This is a genomic window from Stenotrophomonas sp. 24(2023), assembly GCF_030913365.1.
In the GTDB taxonomy this organism is placed as follows: domain Bacteria; phylum Pseudomonadota; class Gammaproteobacteria; order Xanthomonadales; family Xanthomonadaceae; genus Stenotrophomonas.
Genome location: NZ_CP133160.1, coordinates 2,963,958 through 2,981,325, shown reverse-complemented (window position 1 = coordinate 2,981,325; position 17,368 = coordinate 2,963,958). Strand labels below are relative to the sequence as shown.

The 17,368-nt window shown below is 67.9% G+C and carries 11 protein-coding genes; 5 read left to right on the top strand and 6 right to left on the bottom strand.

What is annotated here, in order from left to right:
• Nucleotides 1–84 precede the first annotated feature (84 nt).
• Complete coding sequence (locus tag Q9R17_RS13420; protein ID WP_308155104.1) at nt 85–2,637, top strand: TonB-dependent receptor; 2,553 nt, start codon at nt 85–87, stop codon at nt 2,635–2,637.
• 150 nt (nt 2,638–2,787) lie between these two features.
• On the top strand, nt 2,788–3,819 hold the full coding sequence (locus Q9R17_RS13415; protein ID WP_308155103.1) for a LacI family DNA-binding transcriptional regulator: 1,032 nt from the start codon (nt 2,788–2,790) through the stop codon (nt 3,817–3,819).
• A 188-nt stretch (nt 3,820–4,007) separates the two neighbouring features.
• Here the strand turns inward: Q9R17_RS13415 and Q9R17_RS13410 are convergent, their stop codons facing one another.
• Entirely contained in the window at nt 4,008–4,403 is a 396-nt protein-coding gene (locus Q9R17_RS13410) for a hypothetical protein (RefSeq protein ID WP_308155102.1), read from the bottom strand.
• A 351-nt stretch (nt 4,404–4,754) separates the two neighbouring features.
• Here Q9R17_RS13410 and Q9R17_RS13405 point away from each other — a divergent pair, with 351 nt between their 5' ends.
• Nucleotides 4,755–5,213 carry a GNAT family N-acetyltransferase gene (locus tag Q9R17_RS13405; RefSeq protein WP_308155101.1) on the top strand — a complete coding sequence of 153 codons (459 nt, stop codon included), beginning with the start codon at nt 4,755–4,757 and terminating at the stop codon, nt 5,211–5,213.
• Nucleotides 5,214–5,496: 283 nt separating this feature from the next.
• Here the strand turns inward: Q9R17_RS13405 and Q9R17_RS13400 are convergent, their stop codons facing one another.
• The 5 genes from Q9R17_RS13400 to Q9R17_RS13380 all read right to left on the bottom strand — a co-directional run bounded on the left by Q9R17_RS13400 (nt 5,497) and on the right by Q9R17_RS13380 (nt 11,715).
• Nucleotides 5,497–5,790, bottom strand: a complete 294-nt coding sequence (locus Q9R17_RS13400) for a hypothetical protein (RefSeq protein WP_308155100.1) — start codon at nt 5,788–5,790, stop codon at nt 5,497–5,499.
• A gap of 88 nt (nt 5,791–5,878) precedes the next feature.
• Nucleotides 5,879–6,265, bottom strand: coding sequence for an SseB family protein (locus Q9R17_RS13395; RefSeq protein WP_308155099.1), 387 nt, complete (start codon nt 6,263–6,265; stop codon nt 5,879–5,881).
• Between the two features lie 58 nt (nt 6,266–6,323).
• Nucleotides 6,324–8,039 carry an alpha-amylase family glycosyl hydrolase gene (locus Q9R17_RS13390; protein WP_308155098.1) on the bottom strand — a complete coding sequence of 572 codons (1,716 nt, stop codon included), beginning with the start codon at nt 8,037–8,039 and terminating at the stop codon, nt 6,324–6,326.
• A complete protein-coding gene (locus Q9R17_RS13385; protein WP_308155097.1) occupies nt 8,039–9,526 on the bottom strand; it encodes an MFS transporter in 1,488 nt (495 codons plus the stop codon). Before Q9R17_RS13385 ends, Q9R17_RS13390 begins: the two co-directional genes overlap by 1 nt.
• Complete coding sequence (locus Q9R17_RS13380) at nt 9,523–11,715, bottom strand: Six-hairpin glycosidase-like protein (protein WP_308155096.1); 2,193 nt, start codon at nt 11,713–11,715, stop codon at nt 9,523–9,525. The genes Q9R17_RS13385 and Q9R17_RS13380 overlap by 4 nt, the downstream gene beginning before the upstream one ends.
• Nucleotides 11,716–11,942: 227 nt before the next feature.
• Between Q9R17_RS13380 and Q9R17_RS13375 the strand changes: the two genes are divergently transcribed.
• The gene (locus Q9R17_RS13375) at nt 11,943–13,994 is read left to right on the top strand and encodes a glycoside hydrolase family 97 protein (RefSeq protein WP_308155095.1); all 2,052 of its coding nucleotides are present in this window, start codon (nt 11,943–11,945) and stop codon (nt 13,992–13,994) included.
• A 224-nt stretch (nt 13,995–14,218) separates the two neighbouring features.
• The gene (locus tag Q9R17_RS13370; protein WP_308155094.1) at nt 14,219–16,984 is read left to right on the top strand and encodes a TonB-dependent receptor; all 2,766 of its coding nucleotides are present in this window, start codon (nt 14,219–14,221) and stop codon (nt 16,982–16,984) included.
• The last annotated feature ends 384 nt before the right edge of the window (nt 16,985–17,368 follow it).

Here is a 17,368-nt window from a genome sequence, read left to right as displayed (position 1 = left end):
GCATATCGCCTGTCCCTTCCTGCCGCTTCGCGTGTGAAAGGTAGCGAGACCCCAATCACTGCCCCGCAGGAAGGAACGATCCGCATGCCCCGTTGGTCCCCCCGCCCCTCGCTGCCGCGCGCCCTGGCGCCGGCCCCCCTCGTGCTGATGGTGCGCTGCGCGCTGGTGGCGATGGCCGGCATCCCCGCCGTGCAGGCCGCTGGCGCCCCGGCCCCGCAGGCCATGGCTGCGGACAGCACGCGCCGCAGCTATGACATCGGTGCCGGCCCGCTGGACCTGGCCCTGGGTGATTTCGCCGCGCGCGCCGGGGTCAGCATCACCATGCCGCCAGCCCTGCTGCAGGGCCGGACCAGCAGTGGGCTGAAAGGCCAGTACAGCGTGCAGGAAGGCTTCGCGCAGCTGCTGGCCGGTTCCGGGCTGGCGGTGGTGGGTGGCCGTGGCGGCAGCTACGTGCTGCAGGCCGCACCTGCCGCGTCCAAGGCGGCAGGCAACGAGGCGATGACCCTGGCCACCATCCAGGTGATGGCGCGCCGCGCCGCCGATGGCACCACCGAGGACGCACGCTCGTACACCAGCCGGGTGACCTCGATCGCCTCCAAGAGTGACCAGTCGTTCCGCGAGATTCCGCAGTCGGTCTCGGTCATCACCCGCCAGCAGCTCGACGACCACGGCAGCGTGGACATCCGCGATGCGCTGGCGATCACCCCCGGCATCACCAGCAGCCAGCTGAACTTCGATTCGAACTACTTCTATTCGCGCGGGTTCCAGATCGACAGCATGCAGGTCGATGGCGGCGCACCGCTGAACATCGCCAGCTACACCTACAACGTCAACCAGAACATGGATTTCTACGACCGCGTGGAAGTCATGCGCGGTGCCTCGGGCCTGCTCGGCGGCGTGGGCGACCCGGGCGGCATCATCAACGTGGTGCGCAAGAAGCCGCTGCCCACCGCGCGCTTCATCATCGAACAGCAGGTCGGCAGCTGGAACCACAGCAAGACCATGCTCGATGCCACCGGGCCGCTGGGGCTGGACGGACGCATCCGCGGCCGTGCGGTGCTGTCCTACCTGGACACCGACTACTTCGTGGACATCCGCCACCAGCGCGCGCCGCAGGGCTATGCCGTGCTGGAGGCCGACCTGACGCCGCGCACCCTGCTGACCGTCGGGGCCAGCCGCGCCATCGTCGACAGCCGTGGCGTGGGCGGCGGTGATGTGCCGCGCTACAGCGATGGCAGCGACATCGGCCTGCCCCGCCACACCAGCCTGACCCAGCCGTGGTCGACCGCACAGAGCCGCACCACCGAACTGTTCGGCGCGCTGGCGCACGAGTTCGACAACCACTGGAAGCTCAAGCTCAACGTGATGCGCTCCACGTCCGACTACAACGGCACCACCGCCTTCGGCTACGGCGCGCTGGACAAGGCCACCGGCAAGGGCGTGGCCTGGTACGGCGGCGGCCATTACCTGTACGAGAACGAGCAGACCCTGGCCGATGCCAGCCTGTCCGGCGCGTTCACCGTGGCCGGGCGTACCCATGAATTCCTGCTGGGCGTGGACCGGCAGGAAATCGAAAGCCTCTGGAACGTGGGCTATTCCCCCACCCCGACCGGCGTGCAGGACATCGACCTGGCCCATCCTGGCGCCTGGAACCCGGCACCGGCCAACCCGCCCTCGCGCCGCTACAACCCGTGGGGCCAGACGCAGAAGGGGGCCTACGGCGTCCTGCGCCTGCACCCGGCCGACCGCCTGCATGTGATCCTCGGCGCGCGCGTGTCGCGCTATGCGTTCAACCAGGTGTACGAGTCGCTGGCGGGCAATGGCAACTGGACGCTGACTTCGGGCAGCCGCTTCCGCGAGCCCTCGCGCACCACGCCCTATGGCGGGGTGATGTACGACCTCAACGACCAGTGGACGGCGTACCTCAGCTACGCCTCCATCCTCAAGCCGCAGGCCCTGTCCAAGGCCGGCCCGCCGCCGGGCACGTCACTGGACCCGGTGGAAGGCAAGAGCTACGAAGCCGGGCTGAAGGGGGAACTGTGGGAAGGCCGCGCCAATGCCACCTTCAGCGTGTTCAACGTGGCGCGCACCGGCAGCGCCGTGGTGGACCCCCGCTACCCCACCAGCCGCCAGGAATGGTCGGGCAACTGCTGCTACCTGCCGCAGGGCAAGGTGACCAGCCGTGGCTTCGACGCCGAACTCAGTGGCGAAGTGCTGCCGCGCCTGCAGCTGGCGGCCGGCTACACCTTCACCCGCACCCGCGACGAATCCACCCGCACACTGTTCAGCACCATCACCCCGCGCCACCTGTTCAAGCTGTCCACGTCCTACACGCTGGACGGTGCGCTGTCGCGCTGGAAAGTGGGCGGCAGCGTGAACGTGCAGAGCCGCCAGTACGTCACCGACACCCTGTACGACGCCGACTGGAACGCCCTGGGCACCTACAACTTCAGCCAGCCCGGCCATGCGGTCTGGAACGCGATGGCGCAGTACCAGATCAGCCCGCGCTGGACGGCGACGGTGAACGTCGACAACCTCTTCGACAAGGTCTATTACCAGACCGTCGGCTACGCCACCGGGGGCAACTTCTACGGCACGCCGCGCAGCTATCTGCTGACCCTGCGCACACAGTTCTGAGCGGGGCCGTCGGGGGGCTGCTGCCGGCAGTCCCCCGCCGGGCCGGGCCGCAGGTGGCCGGGCAGGCCGGCGGGGCCGGGCGCAGGCAGACCGCCTGCGCGCCGCCCATGGCATGATGCGGGTCGTCGTTGCCGCTTTCCCCGCCCTGCCATGACCATCAAAGGCAAAGCCACCTCCCTGGACATCGCCCACCTGGCCGGGGTGTCCCAGCCCACGGTGTCGCGTGCCCTGCGCGGCAGCCCGATGGTCAACGCCGAGACCCGCGAGCGCATCCTGCGCATCGCCCGCGAACTGAACTACAAAGTCGACAAGAACGCCTCCAGCCTGCGCCTGCGCAATGCCGGCACGCTGGCCCTGCTGTTCTTCGAAGACCCCACCAATGACGATTCGCTGATCAACCCCTTCTTCCACTCGATGCTGGGCTCGATCACCCGTGCCTGCGCGCTGCACGGGCAGGACCTGCTGGTGTCCTTCCAGCAGCTGTCCACCGACTGGCAGGCCGACTACGAGGACAGCAACAAGGCCGACGGCATCATCCTGCTCGGCTACGGCGACTACCACGAATCGCGCGGGCGCCTGCAGCGCCTGGTCGAACAGGGCACCCACTTCGTGCGCTGGGGGGCGGCCCTGCCCGGCCAGCCCGGCGTGTCGATCGGCAGTGACAACTTCCAGGGTGGCTTCGACATCACCACCCACCTGCTACAGCAGGGCTGCCGGCGCATCGCCTTCCTCGGCCATGCGTCCAGCCATTACCCCGAATTCGAAGAACGCTACCGCGGGCATGTCGAGGCCCTGCGTGCGCACGGGCAGGTGGCCGAACCGGCCCTGCAGCACGATGCCATCACCACCGAGGCCGAAGGGCAGCAGGCCTGCGAGGCCCTGCTGGCGCGAGGCGAAGCGGTCGATGCGATCTTCGCCGCCAGCGACCTGATCGCCATCGGCGCGGTGCGCGCCCTGCGTGCACGCGGGCTGCGGGTGCCGCAGGACGTGGCGGTGGCCGGCTTCGATGACATCCCGCTGGCCGCCTCGGTCTCGCCACCACTGACTACCGTGCAGCAGGACACCAAACAGGCCGGCCAGCTGCTGGTGGAACGGCTGCTGGCGCTGATCGGCGGGCAGCCGGTGGACAGCCAGAGCATTCCAGTGAAGCTGGTGGTGCGCGAATCGTCGTTGCGCGGTTGAGCGCTGCTATCCACGCATGGCGTGGATCTACACGGCGGCATCATCCACGCATGGCGTGGAGCTACACGGCCGCATCATCCACGCATGGCGTGGATTTACCTCCACGGCATCGTCCATGCATGGCGTGAGGATGTAGATCCACGCCATGCGTGGATGGGAGCCGGGCCGCTGCACCCACCGGGCCGGGCTCAGCGTGGCACGGGTGCGCTGCGATCACGGTGCAGCCCTGTCACCCGGGTCACCTCACCCACCGCGACCACGTGCGGGCCTTCGTGGCAATGAAAACACACACCTTCAGAGATACGTGCACGATGCTCGCTCACCCGAAGCGCATCGTTCACGATCGTCATCCGTGCCTGCAGCCAAGGCCCCACCGGCAACTCATCCCCGTCCGGTAGCGGCTGGCCATCCTGCCCCAGGAACAGCGGCCAGATCATGAAAAGCGCCAGTCCGCCCTTTTCGCTGGCATAGGCGAAATCCCAACGGATGCCATTGCGTGGCGGACTTTGTCGGCCTCCCTCGGCGCGCGACAGCACGCGGATGCGGGCCTCAAAATCATCCGGCACTCGCGTGGTTCCCTGCATGTCGTGCTCCCATGGCCTGCCCTGCCGCCGATGATGCCGGAGATTCCGGTACCCGTGGGACGGGGCACGCACCAGGATGGCGCTCATCCACGCATGGCGTGGATGGAGGCCGGGCCGCTGCACGCACCGGGCCGGGCTCGGCTATGCTCACCCTGTCGCCGGTCATCACCGGGCGGCCACCCGCACCGCATCGCACCTACCTTCCGGGAGAAGGCCTTTGTCCTCCGCCAGCGCTCGACCTACCGCACCGGTGACGGCGACGACTGGCAGGCTGCGTCCGCGCTGACGCCTGCCCGTGTCCTCCTCGCACCGGTCTTGCCCGTTCCGGGCGAACTCCCTGTCGAGGTTCCCATGCTTGTTCCTGTTTCCGCGCACGCTGTGCGCGCGCTGCTGCTGCGCCCCAGTGCGGCCGATGATGCCATTGCACCACCGCCGGTGCTGGCGATGCTGGCCGATCTGGCCGAACGCATCGAAGCCGGCTTCACCCCTGCCGCGTGGCAGGTGATCGAGGCGGGCCAGCCGGTCGGCCTGTTCTCGCTCACCCGTGCCCCCGAGGCCGGCGCGCTGGACATCGGCTATGGCATTGCCCCGGCCTGGCAGGGCCGTGGCCTGGCCCGCCAGGCACTGGCCGAGCTGGTGCAGTGGGCGCTGCACGACCCGCGCGTGCAGCGGCTGACGGCTGAAACCGCCGTGACCAACCTCGCCTCGCAGGCGGTCCTGCGCGGCAATGGGTTCGTGGTCACCGGCCAGCGCATCGATGCCGACGATGGCCCGTTGCTGTGCTGGCAGCTGCTACTGGTTGTACCTTGAGGCAGCGGAGGGCGGCGGCGCTGGGTCGCCGCCCTCCAACGCAGGACACCCCTGCTATCTCCTCAGGTGGATGCGGCGTGCCGCCATGGCGCGGATAACTCGCAGTCATCACCCAGGCCCAGCCCGACGTCGCGCCGGGTTGCACATGACGAGCAAAAGGGGCAATCCATCAGCGGGAGGATTCCCATCGGCGCCAGCCTGCGAACGATGGCGGCTCCATCCACGCATGGCGTGGATCTACAGCAAGGCGTCACGCCGAACGGCATGTGCCATGCGTGGATGACTACGCATCAAGCGCGTAGTGAAGCCAACCGTAGACGGCAAATGCGGGCACCGGGCCCAACGCCGCCAGGGCTGCGTAGCGCCACCCGCGCCGCCCCTGCAGCCGTGCCAGCCAATACAGATGGTAGGCCGCGCCCCAGCTGCCCACCCAGGCGAGCAGTGGTGCGGGCGTGTCATCCCGACCGAACCCGAAGCCAAGCACCATGCTCAGCACCATTGCAAGACCGACGCCGGTCACCAGCCACACCGCGGCCAGACGCTTGTGCTGGGACACCGTACGTTCGTAGTGGGTCATGACGAAATCCTTTCCGGGCAGCGTCCTGGAGGGCGCGATCCCAATACAGCGGTAGATCCACGCCATGCGTGGATGAACCACGGCCGCTTCATCCCTGGGCGAAATCCTTCAGGATCTCACCCACACCGGCCGGGGAAATCTCGAAGCCCAGCGCGGTCCCCGGGTTGACCACCACGCCATAGCCGCCCGGCACGCGCCGCAGCACGTCCAGCATCAGCCAGCGGATCTGGTGCGGGGCCTGCTGGTGGTGGATGCCCACGCGCGATGGATCGGTGAACACCGCCACATGCAGGGTGCCCTGCTTGTCGAACAGCAGCGGATCGAAGCCGCTGCCGTCGGGCGTGACCAGGCTGCCGGCAAGCAGCACCACGTCCGAGGCCACGAAGGCTTCCATGAACGCCTTGATCGGCACGGCCCCGTCCATGGCCGCCTTGAGCAGGGTTTCGATCGGGGTCTGCGGGGCAAGGTCGGTCATCGGTCGGCGGTACCAGAGGGGGGCGATAGTGTATCGCGCCCCCGGCAGGCTCCCGGGGTCAGCGCTTCAGCCGCTGGTCCCGTGCCTTCTGGTCGGCCATGGCCGCGTCCAGTTCCGCCTGCAGCGCGGCCTGCTGCACCGGCGCATCAAGCAGATAGACCTTCACCCCGTGCGCCGGCACCTCGGCCTGCAGCGCGCGCTTCACCGCCACCGTGCCACCGCCCAGCGCATCGCGCCAGGTACCCGGCTGCAGGTAACGCGACACGCTGATCGTCTGCGCTGCATCGCCCTTGTTCAACAGCACCAGCGCGGTCTGGTTGACCCCACCCTGCTGCAGCACGCGGAAGAATACCGCCGTATCACCCTGCAGGCGCTCGTTCACCTGCAGGCCGCGCTGCAGTGCCGGGGTCGCCTCGCGCAGGCGGGCGATACGCTGCAGCGGGGCGAAGATCGGGCTCTGCGGTGCTGCATCCACGCGCGGCTGGCCGAAGTAGGCGCGGTTGCCGGCATGTTCGGCACGGCCACGCATGAAGCCGGTTTCCGACCCGTAATAGACCACCGGAATGCCACGCGCAGTGAACAGCCAGTTGTGCGCGTCGATGAAGCCGTTGTCGCTGGCCTGCAGGCGCGGCATGTCGTGGTTATCGTAGAAGCTCATCAGCTCGTACGGGTTGGCATACGGCCCGCCAGTCAGATGCAGCGGCTCGGCCAGGGTTTCAAAGCCCTTGCCGGCGGTGCCGAAGGTCTGCTCCAGCGCGCCGCGCAGCGGGAAATCCAGCACGCTGACATTGGCATTGGCCGGCCAGGTATGTTCGGCAATACGCGCGGCGTCATAGTCGAACGCTTCGCCGAACATGAACATGCCCGGGTGCGCGGCACGGATGCGGTTGACGAACTGGTGCCACCACGGGTGCGGCAGCCAGGCGATGGTGTCGATGCGCAGCGCGTCCACGCCCTGCCCGATCCACTGCAGGTACGCACCGACCAGGTAGTCCATCACCGCTGGATTGTCCTGGTTGAAGTCGGACAGTTCGGCCAGGTTGCCATCGAAGATCGAGCCCTTGTCCGCGTCGACCGGGCCGATGCTGTTGTAGAACGCATGCAGCGGGTTGTGCTTGGGGTCCAGCTGCTGCGGGGGCAGGTTCTGGTGGTCGGCGATCAGCGTGCCGTCCTTGTCGAAAATCTGCCCGAACTGCGGCTGCCGCTCCGGCATGGTCCAGGCCGGCGAGCCGTGGTTGCCGACGATGTCCAGCACCACCTTCAGGCCAGCTGCGTGCAGGCCCTTGTTCAGGCCGGCGAAGTCCAGGTCCTTGCTCGGCAGGTGTTCGTCCAGCCGGTAGAAATTGACACCCCAGTAACCGTGGTAGCCGGTCTTGCCGCGGTCGGTCAGCGTGCTGCTGCAGCTGATCGGCTTGCTGCCGGTGAACGCCTCATCGGGATTGTCGACGATGGGTGTGATCCACACCGCGCCGAACCCCAGGTTGCGGATGTAGGCGGCATTGTCCAGCACGCCCTTGAAGTCGCCACCGAGGTAGCCGATGTTGCCGTCGATCTTGTCCGGGCACGGCACCGGAATATCGAAGGTCGGGTGTTTGCCGCCCTGGTCGCGATGGTCGTTGGACGGGTCGCCGTTGACGAAGCGGTCGGTCACCACGAAGTACACCGCATCGCTGGCGAACGGTTCGGTGGTGCCCACGTACTCCGGGCGTGGCGTGGCCAGCGCCTGGCCAGCGAACAACGCAAGGGAAACAGCAACAGCCAGGGCACCACGCATCACACCACCTCCGGACGGGACGGAACCCGCAGCACGCACAGCCCGGCCACGACCAGGCTGCACCCACCGAGCACGAGCACGTGCATCGGCTGGCCACCCAGCCATGCGCGCAGGGCAAAACCGAGCGCACTGGCCGCGACCAGCTGCGGGATCACGATGAAGAAATTGAAGATGCCCATGTACACGCCCATCTTGGACGCGGGCACGCTGTCGGACAGCAGGGCATACGGCAGCGACAGGATCGATGCCCAGGCAAAGCCCACCCCGACCATCGACAGCAGCAGCCAGCGCGGATCGTCGATGAACATCAGCGAGACCAGGCCGGCGCCGCCCAGCCACAGGTTGACCAGGTGGCTCCAGCGCAGGCCGATCGCGCGCACCATCAGCGGGATCAGCAGCGCGGCCAGCGCGGCGAACCCGTTGTAGGCACCGAACAGCACACCCACCCAGTTGGCCCCTTCGTTGTACGCGGCCGAGGCCGGATCGGTCGAACCGAAATGGGTGCCCGCCACGGCAGCGGTGGTGTAGATCCACATCGCGAACAGGGCGAACCACGAGAAGAACTGCACCCAGGCCAGCCGCCGCATGGTGGTGGGCATGGCCCGCAGGTCGGCGACGATGGCCGCCAGCATGTGCGTGCCGGGCAGCACCCGCGCCAGGGCCAGCAGCAGGCCGTAGCCCGCGCACAGGCCGGCCAGTACGTACAGCATCCTGTCGCCCTGGCGCCAGGCGATCAGCGTGGCCAGGACCACGCCCACGGCCAGCCACAGGCCCACCTGCACCCAGGGCGCGGGACCGGCCAGCGGCGCGGCCGCCTGCGCGTGCGCCGGTTCGGCATCGTCGAAGCTGGCCAGTTCGGCCGGCGAATACTCGCGGGTGCTGAACACCGTCCAGCTGATCGCCACCAGCAGCACCACCGCACCGAAGTAGAAGGCGTAGCGTACCGTGTCGGGCACTTCACCGGCGGCCGCGGTGTTGGCCACGCCGAGGTGGGCCAGGATGAAGGGCAGGAAGCTGGCGATGATCGCACCGACGCCGATGAAGAAGCTCTGCATCGCATAGCCGGTCGGGCGCTGGCGCGGTGCCAGCTGGTCGCCGACGAAGGCGCGGAACGGCTCCATCGAAACGTTGATGGAGGCATCCAGCACCCACAGCGTGCCGGCGGCGATCCACAGCGTAGGCGAGTTGGGCATCACCAGCAGCGCCAGCGTGGTCAGCACCGCGCCGATCATGAAGAACGGCCGGCGACGGCCCCAACGCGTCCAGGTGCGGTCGGACAGGTAGCCGATCACCGGCTGCACCAGCAGGCCGGTCAGCGGCGCGGCGATCCACAGCCCCGGCACTGCGTCCATCGAGGCCCCCAGGGTCTCGAAGATACGGCTGGCATTGGCGTTCTGCAGGGCAAACCCGAACTGGATGCCGAGGAAGCCGAAGCACATGTTCCAGATCTGCCAGAACGACAGCTGCGGCTTGGACGGACGGCTCATGGTGCGGCCTCCGGCGCGGCCACCGGGGCCACCAGCAGCGCGTGCACGTTGGCGGCGTTGAGCACGCCGGAACGGCCGCCCTTGCCACCGGTGTACTGGGCGAAGTGCTGCAGGCCGCTCATGTTGAAGCCGTCCTGCAGCACCAGTTCGCAGCGGCCCGCCGCCACGGTGAAATCGGCCGAGGTCGATGCCTGTACTGCCACGCTGTGCGGCAGGGCCACCGTGCGGCGCTGTTCGGGCTGGCCGGCACAGCGCAGCACCAGGTCCTTCACGGCAGCGGTCACGCCGGTGTTGATCGGCCCGTTGGGATTGTCATAGCGCAGGCGCACGCGCACGCTGCCGGCCTTGGCCGCCGTCCACTGCCACTGCGTGCTGCCGGGCAACTGCTGCTGCGGCCCGACGCAGACGGTCGGGCTGTGCAGCGATTCCAGCGTGCCCTCGCGACGGGTCAGGCTCAGGCAGTGCTGCAGGCCATCGGCCGGCACCTGCGCTACGCCGGCCTGCGCCGCCAGCGCGCGGCCATCGCGCCACAGCACCTGCCCCGCCGGCACGGCAACGGTCCAACCGTCCTTGCCCGGCGTGGCGATGGGTGCGGCCGGCGTGGTTGGCGCGCGTGCATTGGCATCGCCCAGTGCGGCAACCGGCGCGGCCGCCACGGCAGCGGCCGGCACCAGTTGCACCGTCACCTGCCCCGCGCGGCGCTCCACCTTGCCTGCCACCAGCAGCGCGCCGTGCACCTGCGCCGGGCGCTCCAGCACATAACGGGTATGGCCATCGAACAGTTCGATGCGCCGGCTGGCGCCAAACAGGTCCGGCACCAGCGCGGTGGGCAGCTTGGGCACGACCTGGCCATCGGCCTGCACGCCGAACACGCCTTCGATCACCATCGACAGATACCCGGCCACCGACCACAGCTGCCGCTCGGAATTGACCACCGGCCCGCTCAGCGGGCCCTCGTCCACGTGCACGGCCTGGCTGACCAGCTCGTAGTTTTCCATGTTGGAACCCGCCAGCGCCGCCCCACGCATCAGCGAACGGATTTCCAGCGCGATGCGTGGCGCGTCATCCAGCTGGCGCGCGGCGCGCAGGGCATAGGCACTGACGAACGGCCAGATGGCGCGGTTGTGGTAGATCGGCTGCTGCGCTTCCTGCGGCCACACCACCGGACTGCCGGCGGCACTGGCGGGATAGCCGGCCAGCGCACGCTGCGCACGTCCGCTGGGCAGCACGTCGGCCAGGATGCCCAGCGACAGGCCCAGCAGGTCGTACTTGGCGTAGGGCACCGGATGCGCCGTTTCGCCGATGTAGCTCATGTACTGGCCGGCATCCTCGCGCCAGAATGCGGCATCGATGCGCGGCGCCAGGGCATCGGCCCAGGCCTGGTACTGCGTGGCGCGGGCATCGCCGCGTTCGCTGGCCAGGCGCTGCGCCAGGCGCAGGGCCTGGTAATGCAGCACGTTGGTGGACAGGGCGAAAGAATCACCGATGAAGCGCACGTCCTCGCGCGTCCAGTCCGGGTAGGTCTGCTCACGCCAGTCCAGGAAAGAGGTTTCGCCGCGATACAGGCCCATCACCGGATCGAACACCCGCGCGCGGTCCTGCGCCAGCGTGCCCTGCAGCGCCTGCCAGACCTGGTCGGCGAAGGCGCGGTCATCGAGCAGGTCGCGGGCCGCCAGGAACCACACCACGCGGTCGCTGCTGATCGGCCAGCTGCCACCGGAGCCGGTGTCCTGGGCCACGAACAGGCCGGGGGTGTGGCCATCGCGCGCAGCCGACAGCTTGAACTGCAGCGACTGCCGGGTGCGCTGCGGGTCCAGCCGGGCCAGCGCCAGATCGGCGGCGAAACTCATGTCGCGCGTCCACACGTAGGGCCAGCGCGTGCCGGTCTGGAAGCACTCGCACGGCACCGGGCGGCCTTCGTCGAAGGAGGGATCGCGGATGGCATCGACGCGGTCCTGGTCCAGGTCCTGCTGGGCCAGCGCGAACAGGGCATCGAACAGCACGCTGCCGGTCTGGCTGCGCATCGGCCCGGTGGCAATGTTTACCTGCCGCGCATCGGCCTGCAGCAGGTAACCGTCGGCGGTGGCTTCGGCACGCGCCTGGCGGCCATTGAATTCAAGCCCGGCCGCCGCGGCGGTCGAGCACAGCGCTGCCCCGAGGGCAGCGGTCAGGCAAATGATCTTCAGCATCGAAGCGGCGGACCGGCTTGCGCCCGTCGGCCTCCCTCCCTCTTTGCACGCGTTGTGGTTACGCAGCGCCGTCGCCGGCCTGCGCGCGCGGCCCCTCCCTCAAGGTGCCTGCCGCCATGGTAGACGGGGCGTGACGGCCTGCGTCTGCCTGCATACGTATTCATGGCCGGGCATGGCGGCAGGCTGGGTAAGGTCGCTGCCAGCTACCGGCTGCCCTGGGAGGGGAAATGCTGTCGTTGTCATCTGTTGTCCGTGGGCCCGCACGCTGGTGCGGGCTGTTGCTGCTGGCCCTGGCCGCGCCGCTGCTGGCCGCACCGATCGAAGCCAGCGTGGAATCGCCTGGCGGCATCCTCAAGGTCACCCTGGCCGTGGACGGCGGTACCGCGCGCTACCGCGTGCAGCGCCTGGGCGAGACCGTGGTGGCCGATTCCAAGCTCGGCTTCCAGCTGCGCGATGGCCGCCTGGACCGCGATTTCAGCGTGCTCGGGCAGGAACGCCGCAGCGTGGACGACACCTGGGAACAGCCCTGGGGCGAGCGCCGCGTTACCCGCAACCACTTCAACGAACTGACCGTGCACCTGGCCGAAACCACCGGCCGCCAGCGTCGGCTGGACGTGGTGTTCCGCGTGTACGACGACGGCTTGGGCTTCCGCTACCAATTCCCGCAGCAGCCCAACCTGCGCGAAGCGATCATCGATGACGAACTGACCGAGTTCAGCATCGCGCCCGAATCCACCGCGTGGTGGATTCCGGCCGGCGAGCCGATCCACTACGAATACCTGTACCAGCGCACGCCGCTGGACCAGGTGCCGCTGGCACACACGCCGCTGACCCTGCGCAGCCACGACGGCCTGCACGTGGCCATCCACGAGGCCGAGCTGGTGGACTACGCCGGCATGTGGCTGCGCCGCGTGGACGGCCAGCGCCTGCGCGCGCAGCTTTCGCCCTCGGCCGAAGGCTGGAAGGTCCGCCGCACCCTGCCCTTCAACACGCCCTGGCGCACGCTGCAGATTGCCGACCACGCCGGCGGCCTGGTCGAGTCGGACCTGATCCTCAACCTCAACGAACCCAATGCGCTGGGCGATGTGAGCTGGGTGAAACCGGCCAAATACCTGGGCGTGTGGTGGTCGATGCACCTGGACCAGGAAAGCTGGGCCACCGGCCCGCGCCACGCGGCCACCACGGCCAAGACGAAGAAGGTGATCGACTTCGCCGCCGCGCACGGCTTCCGTGGCGTACTGGTGGAAGGCTGGAACCCGGGCTGGGATGGCAACTGGGTCGGCAACGGCTATGACTTCGATTTCACCCGGCCGACCGCCGACTTCGATATCGAAGCCCTGTCCGCCTATGGCGCGAAGAAGGGCGTGCACCTGATCGGCCACCACGAAACCGGCTGTGCCATCGAGCATTACGAAGACCAGCTCGGTGCTGCGCTGGACCTGTACGCGCGGCTGGGCGTGGACCAGTTCAAGACCGGCTATGTCTGCGATGACGGCCAGGTGGACCGGCGCAATCCGGCTGGCGGCCCGCTGTGGCGGGAGTGGCATGACGGCCAGTTCATGGCCCGCCATCATCTGAAGGTGGTGCAGGAAGCCGCGGCCCGGCACCTGTCGGTCAACGCGCACGAGCCGATCAAGGACACCGGCCTGCGCCGCACCTACCCCAACTGGATCTCGCGCGAAGGCGCGCGTGGCATGGAGTACAACGCCTGGGGCCAGCCGCCGAACCCGCCCGAGCATGAGGTCAACCTGGTGTTCACCCGCATGCTGGCCGGGCCGATGGACTACACCCCGGGCATCGTCAGCCTGAAGGGCCGCCACGGCCAGGCGATTCCCAGCACGCTGGCACGCCAGCTGGCGCTGTACGTGGTGATCTACAGCCCGATCCAGATGGCCGCCGACCTGCCCGAGCACTACCTGCAGCACCGCGATGCGTTCCGCTTCATCGAGGACGTGGCCGTGGACTGGGAACAGACCCGTGTGCTCGATGGCGAAGTGGGCGACTACGTGACCATCGTGCGCAAGGACCGCCACAGCCGCGACTGGTTCCTGGGCAGCATCACCGATGAGCACGGCCGTGTGCTGCCGGTATCGCTGGGCTTCCTGGAACCGGGCGTGCGCTACCGGGCGGAGATCTACCGCGATGGGGCCGGTGCGGATTTCCGCAGCAATCCGTTCGCCTTCGCGCGTGAAACCCGCGAGGTCACCCGTACCGACCGGCTGGACCTGGTGCTCGCGCCGGGCGGCGGCCAGGCCATCCGCTTCACGCCGGTGAAGTGAACAGACAGGCCCTGCATGCGCCGGGCATCGCCAGGCGCATGCGGGCACTTGTCTTGGAATCGATTACAACCCTGCACACGCCATTGAATACGTATGCAGGGTGATTCACGCCGAACACGCGCTGCCTACCATAGCCACGCAGTCAACGGCCACCTCGCCGCGACGCTCCCGGGTCCTCCGGGCCAACCACAGAATCGATCCGCAACATTGCCTGGGAGGGGAAAATGTTGAACCACAAGCGCAGTGCGCTGAGCCTGGCGCTGGCCGTCGTCCTGTCGCCGACGCTGGCGTCGGCCCAGTCCGCCCCGGCCACGCAGGCACCGACCGGCAGCGCCGCCGTCAACCTGGATACGGTGCAGGTCACCGGCATCCGCCGCGGCATCGAAAATGCCATCGCCATCAAGCAGGACGCCACCTCGGTGGTCGAGGCGATCTCGGCCGAGGACATCGGCAAGCTGCCGGATGTGAGCATCGCCGAATCGCTGGGCCGCCTGCCCGGCCTGGCCGCCCAGCGCGTGGCCGGCCGTGCCCAGGTGATCAGCGTGCGCGGCCTGTCGCCGGATTTCGCCACCACCCTGCTCAACGGCCGCGAAGTGGTCAGCACCGGTGACAACCGCAGCGTGGAGTTCGACCAGTACCCCTCGGAACTGGTCAACGGCGTGACCGTGTACAAGACCCCCGATGCCGCGCTGGTCGGCCAGGGCCTGTCGGGCACCATCGACATGCAGACCGCACGCCCGCTGAGCTATTCCGAGCGCGTGATCGCCGTCAGCGGCCGCTATCAGAAGAGTTCGCTGGGCAAGGCCGCCAACACCGATGCGTTCGGCAACCGCTTCAGCGCCAGCTACATCGACCAGTTCTTCGACAAGACCCTGGGCATTGCCATCGGCTATGCCCACAGCGACACACCGATCCAGGAAAACCAGGTCGGCCTGTACGAGCCGTGGAGCACCGAGAACACCGACAAGGGCGCCCGTCCCGGTGTTGCGCCGGGCACGTTCTTCAGCGATGGCATCAAGGCGCTGCGCCGTACCGGCAACAACAAGCGCGATGGTGTGATGGCCACCGTGCAGTTCCGCCCGTCCAACACCTGGACCAGCACCTTCGATGCGTTCCACACCGAAGCCGAGCAGATCGACACCGCCAACCAGTTCGAGCTGAGCCTCAGTGGCAACGGTGAAGACAGCAACAATCCCAACGCGCAGCTGCCGGTGTTCAGCAATGTCGGACGCAATGCCAGTGGCACCTTCACTGGCGGCACGTTGAACAATGCCTACCCGCTGGTACGGGGCATGTACAACAAGCGCAAGGACAAGATCGACGCCTTCGGCTGGAACAACGAGCTCAACTTCGACCGGGTCAAGCTGGTGGCCGACCTGAGCTACTCCAAGGCCACGCGTGACGAGCTGAACCTGGAAAACAACCTGCAGCTGACCCCGCGCCCGCAGTTCGACACCATCGGCGTGGTGGTCAACCCGAACGGCTTCTCGCAGATCAGCCCCGGGCGTGATTACTCCAATCCCGATGCGCTGTTCCTGACCAACACCATCTACGGCTCCGGCTACGGCAAGGTGCCGCAGGTGGAAGACCGCCTGAAGAGTGCCAAGCTGGCCGCTACCCTGCCGATGCCCGAGGCGCTGCCGTGGTTCTCCGGGCTGGATGTGGGCGTGAACTACGCCGACCGCCGCAAGCAGAAGACCCAGGCCGAAGGCAACATCCTGCTCGGCGCGCAGGGCGATGCCAACATCGCCCAGGACCTGCAGTACAACCCGGTCAACCTCGGCTTCGCCGGCCTGGGCTACATCCCGGCCTGGAACGTGCCGGCGGCCGTGCAGCGCTACATGACCTTCAACCCGGTCACCAACCTGGACTACCTGATTCCCAAGTCGTGGACGGTGCAGGAAAAGATCACCACCGCCTGGGTGCGCGCCAACATCGATACCGAATGGGGCGTGGTGGGCGTGCGCGGCAACATCGGCGTGCAGATGCAGCACGCCGACCAGAGCTCGCAGTCGAACTACTTCGACAGCTCGCGCCCGGCCGGCCAGAACGTGCTGCCGATCGATGCCGGCAAGAAGTACAACGACTGGCTGCCGAGCCTGAACCTGGTCTTCATGTTCCCGCACCAGCAGACGCTGCGCTTCGCCGCCGCCAAGCAGGTCGCGCGGCCGCGCGTGGACCAGATGCGTTCGGGCCTGGAATTCGGCGTGGATACCGCTACCGGCAAGCCCGGCGGCAGCGGCGGCAACCCGCTGCTGGATCCGTGGCGGGCCAACGCACTGGACCTGTCCTACGAGAAGTACTTCGGCGAGAAGGCCTACGTGGCCGCGGCGATCTTCTACAAGGACCTGAAGAGCTACGTCTACACCCAGTCGGTGGACAACTACGACTTCAGCAACCTGCTCGGCAGCTATGTCATTCCGCCGGGCATGACCGCGCCGCTGCTGACCACCGGCACGTTCTCCACTCCGGAAAACGGCAAGGGCGGCACGCTCAAGGGCCTGGAACTGACCGCCTCGCTGCCGCTGGACATGCTCACCGACAGCCTGCGTGGCTTCGGTGTGCAGGCCAGCGCCACGTTCAACAAGAGCGACATCCAGATCCGCGATCCGGAAAGCGCATCGAGCGTGGGCGACGGCCCGATCAGCCTGCCGGGGCTGTCCAAGCGCGTGTTCAACCTCACCGCCTACTACGAGCGCAACGGCTTCGAAGCGCGCGTGAGCCAGCGCCGCCGCTCGGATTTCATCGGTGAGATCGGCAACTTCAACGGCAACCGCACCCTGCGCTACGTGGTGGGCGAGAACGTGACCGATGCGCAGGTCAGCTACACCTTCAGCGACAGCAGCAGCCTGCGCGGGCTGACCCTGCTGCTGCAGGGAAGCAACCTGACCAACGAGCCGTACCGCACCTACGCCGGCACCAAGGATCGCCCGCTGGAATACACCGAGTGGGGCCGCACCTACATGCTGGGCGTGAACTACAAGTTCTGAGCCTCCGCCACGGTCCTGCAACACTGGAAACCCGCTGCATGCGTGCAGCGGGTTTTTTCATGCCACCGCGCGCGCCCATCCATGCATGGCGTGGATCCATCGTGTCGCGTAGGGATGAGGTGCGCCATCCACGCGTGGCGTGGATCTACCGTGCCGCGCGGGGATGGGGTGCGCCATCCACGCGCGGCGTGGATCTATCGTGTCGCGTGGGGATGGGGTGCCCCATCCACGCGCGGCGTGGATCTATCGTGTCGCGTGGGGATGGGGTGCGCCATCCACGCGTGGCGTGGATCCATCGTGTCGCGCGTGGATGGGGTGCGCCATCCACGCATGGCGTGGATCTACCGTGCCGCGCGGGTATGGGGTGCGCCATCCACGCGTGGC

What these genes read in the sequence shown, in the direction of transcription:
- Q9R17_RS13420 (WP_308155104.1), top strand. Translation starts at nt 85, where the DNA reads ATGCCCCGTTGGTCCCCCCGCCCCTCGCTGCCGCGCGCCCTGGCGCCG.
- Q9R17_RS13415 (WP_308155103.1), top strand. Translation starts at nt 2,788, where the DNA reads ATGACCATCAAAGGCAAAGCCACCTCCCTGGACATCGCCCACCTGGCC.
- Q9R17_RS13410 (WP_308155102.1), bottom strand. Translation starts at nt 4,403, where the DNA reads ATGCAGGGAACCACGCGAGTGCCGGATGATTTTGAGGCCCGCATCCGC.
- Q9R17_RS13405 (WP_308155101.1), top strand. Translation starts at nt 4,755, where the DNA reads ATGCTTGTTCCTGTTTCCGCGCACGCTGTGCGCGCGCTGCTGCTGCGC.
- Q9R17_RS13400 (WP_308155100.1), bottom strand. Translation starts at nt 5,790, where the DNA reads ATGACCCACTACGAACGTACGGTGTCCCAGCACAAGCGTCTGGCCGCG.
- Q9R17_RS13395 (WP_308155099.1), bottom strand. Translation starts at nt 6,265, where the DNA reads ATGACCGACCTTGCCCCGCAGACCCCGATCGAAACCCTGCTCAAGGCG.
- Q9R17_RS13390 (WP_308155098.1), bottom strand. Translation starts at nt 8,039, where the DNA reads ATGCGTGGTGCCCTGGCTGTTGCTGTTTCCCTTGCGTTGTTCGCTGGC.
- Q9R17_RS13385 (WP_308155097.1), bottom strand. Translation starts at nt 9,526, where the DNA reads ATGAGCCGTCCGTCCAAGCCGCAGCTGTCGTTCTGGCAGATCTGGAAC.
- Q9R17_RS13380 (WP_308155096.1), bottom strand. Translation starts at nt 11,715, where the DNA reads ATGCTGAAGATCATTTGCCTGACCGCTGCCCTCGGGGCAGCGCTGTGC.
- Q9R17_RS13375 (WP_308155095.1), top strand. Translation starts at nt 11,943, where the DNA reads ATGCTGTCGTTGTCATCTGTTGTCCGTGGGCCCGCACGCTGGTGCGGG.
- Q9R17_RS13370 (WP_308155094.1), top strand. Translation starts at nt 14,219, where the DNA reads ATGTTGAACCACAAGCGCAGTGCGCTGAGCCTGGCGCTGGCCGTCGTC.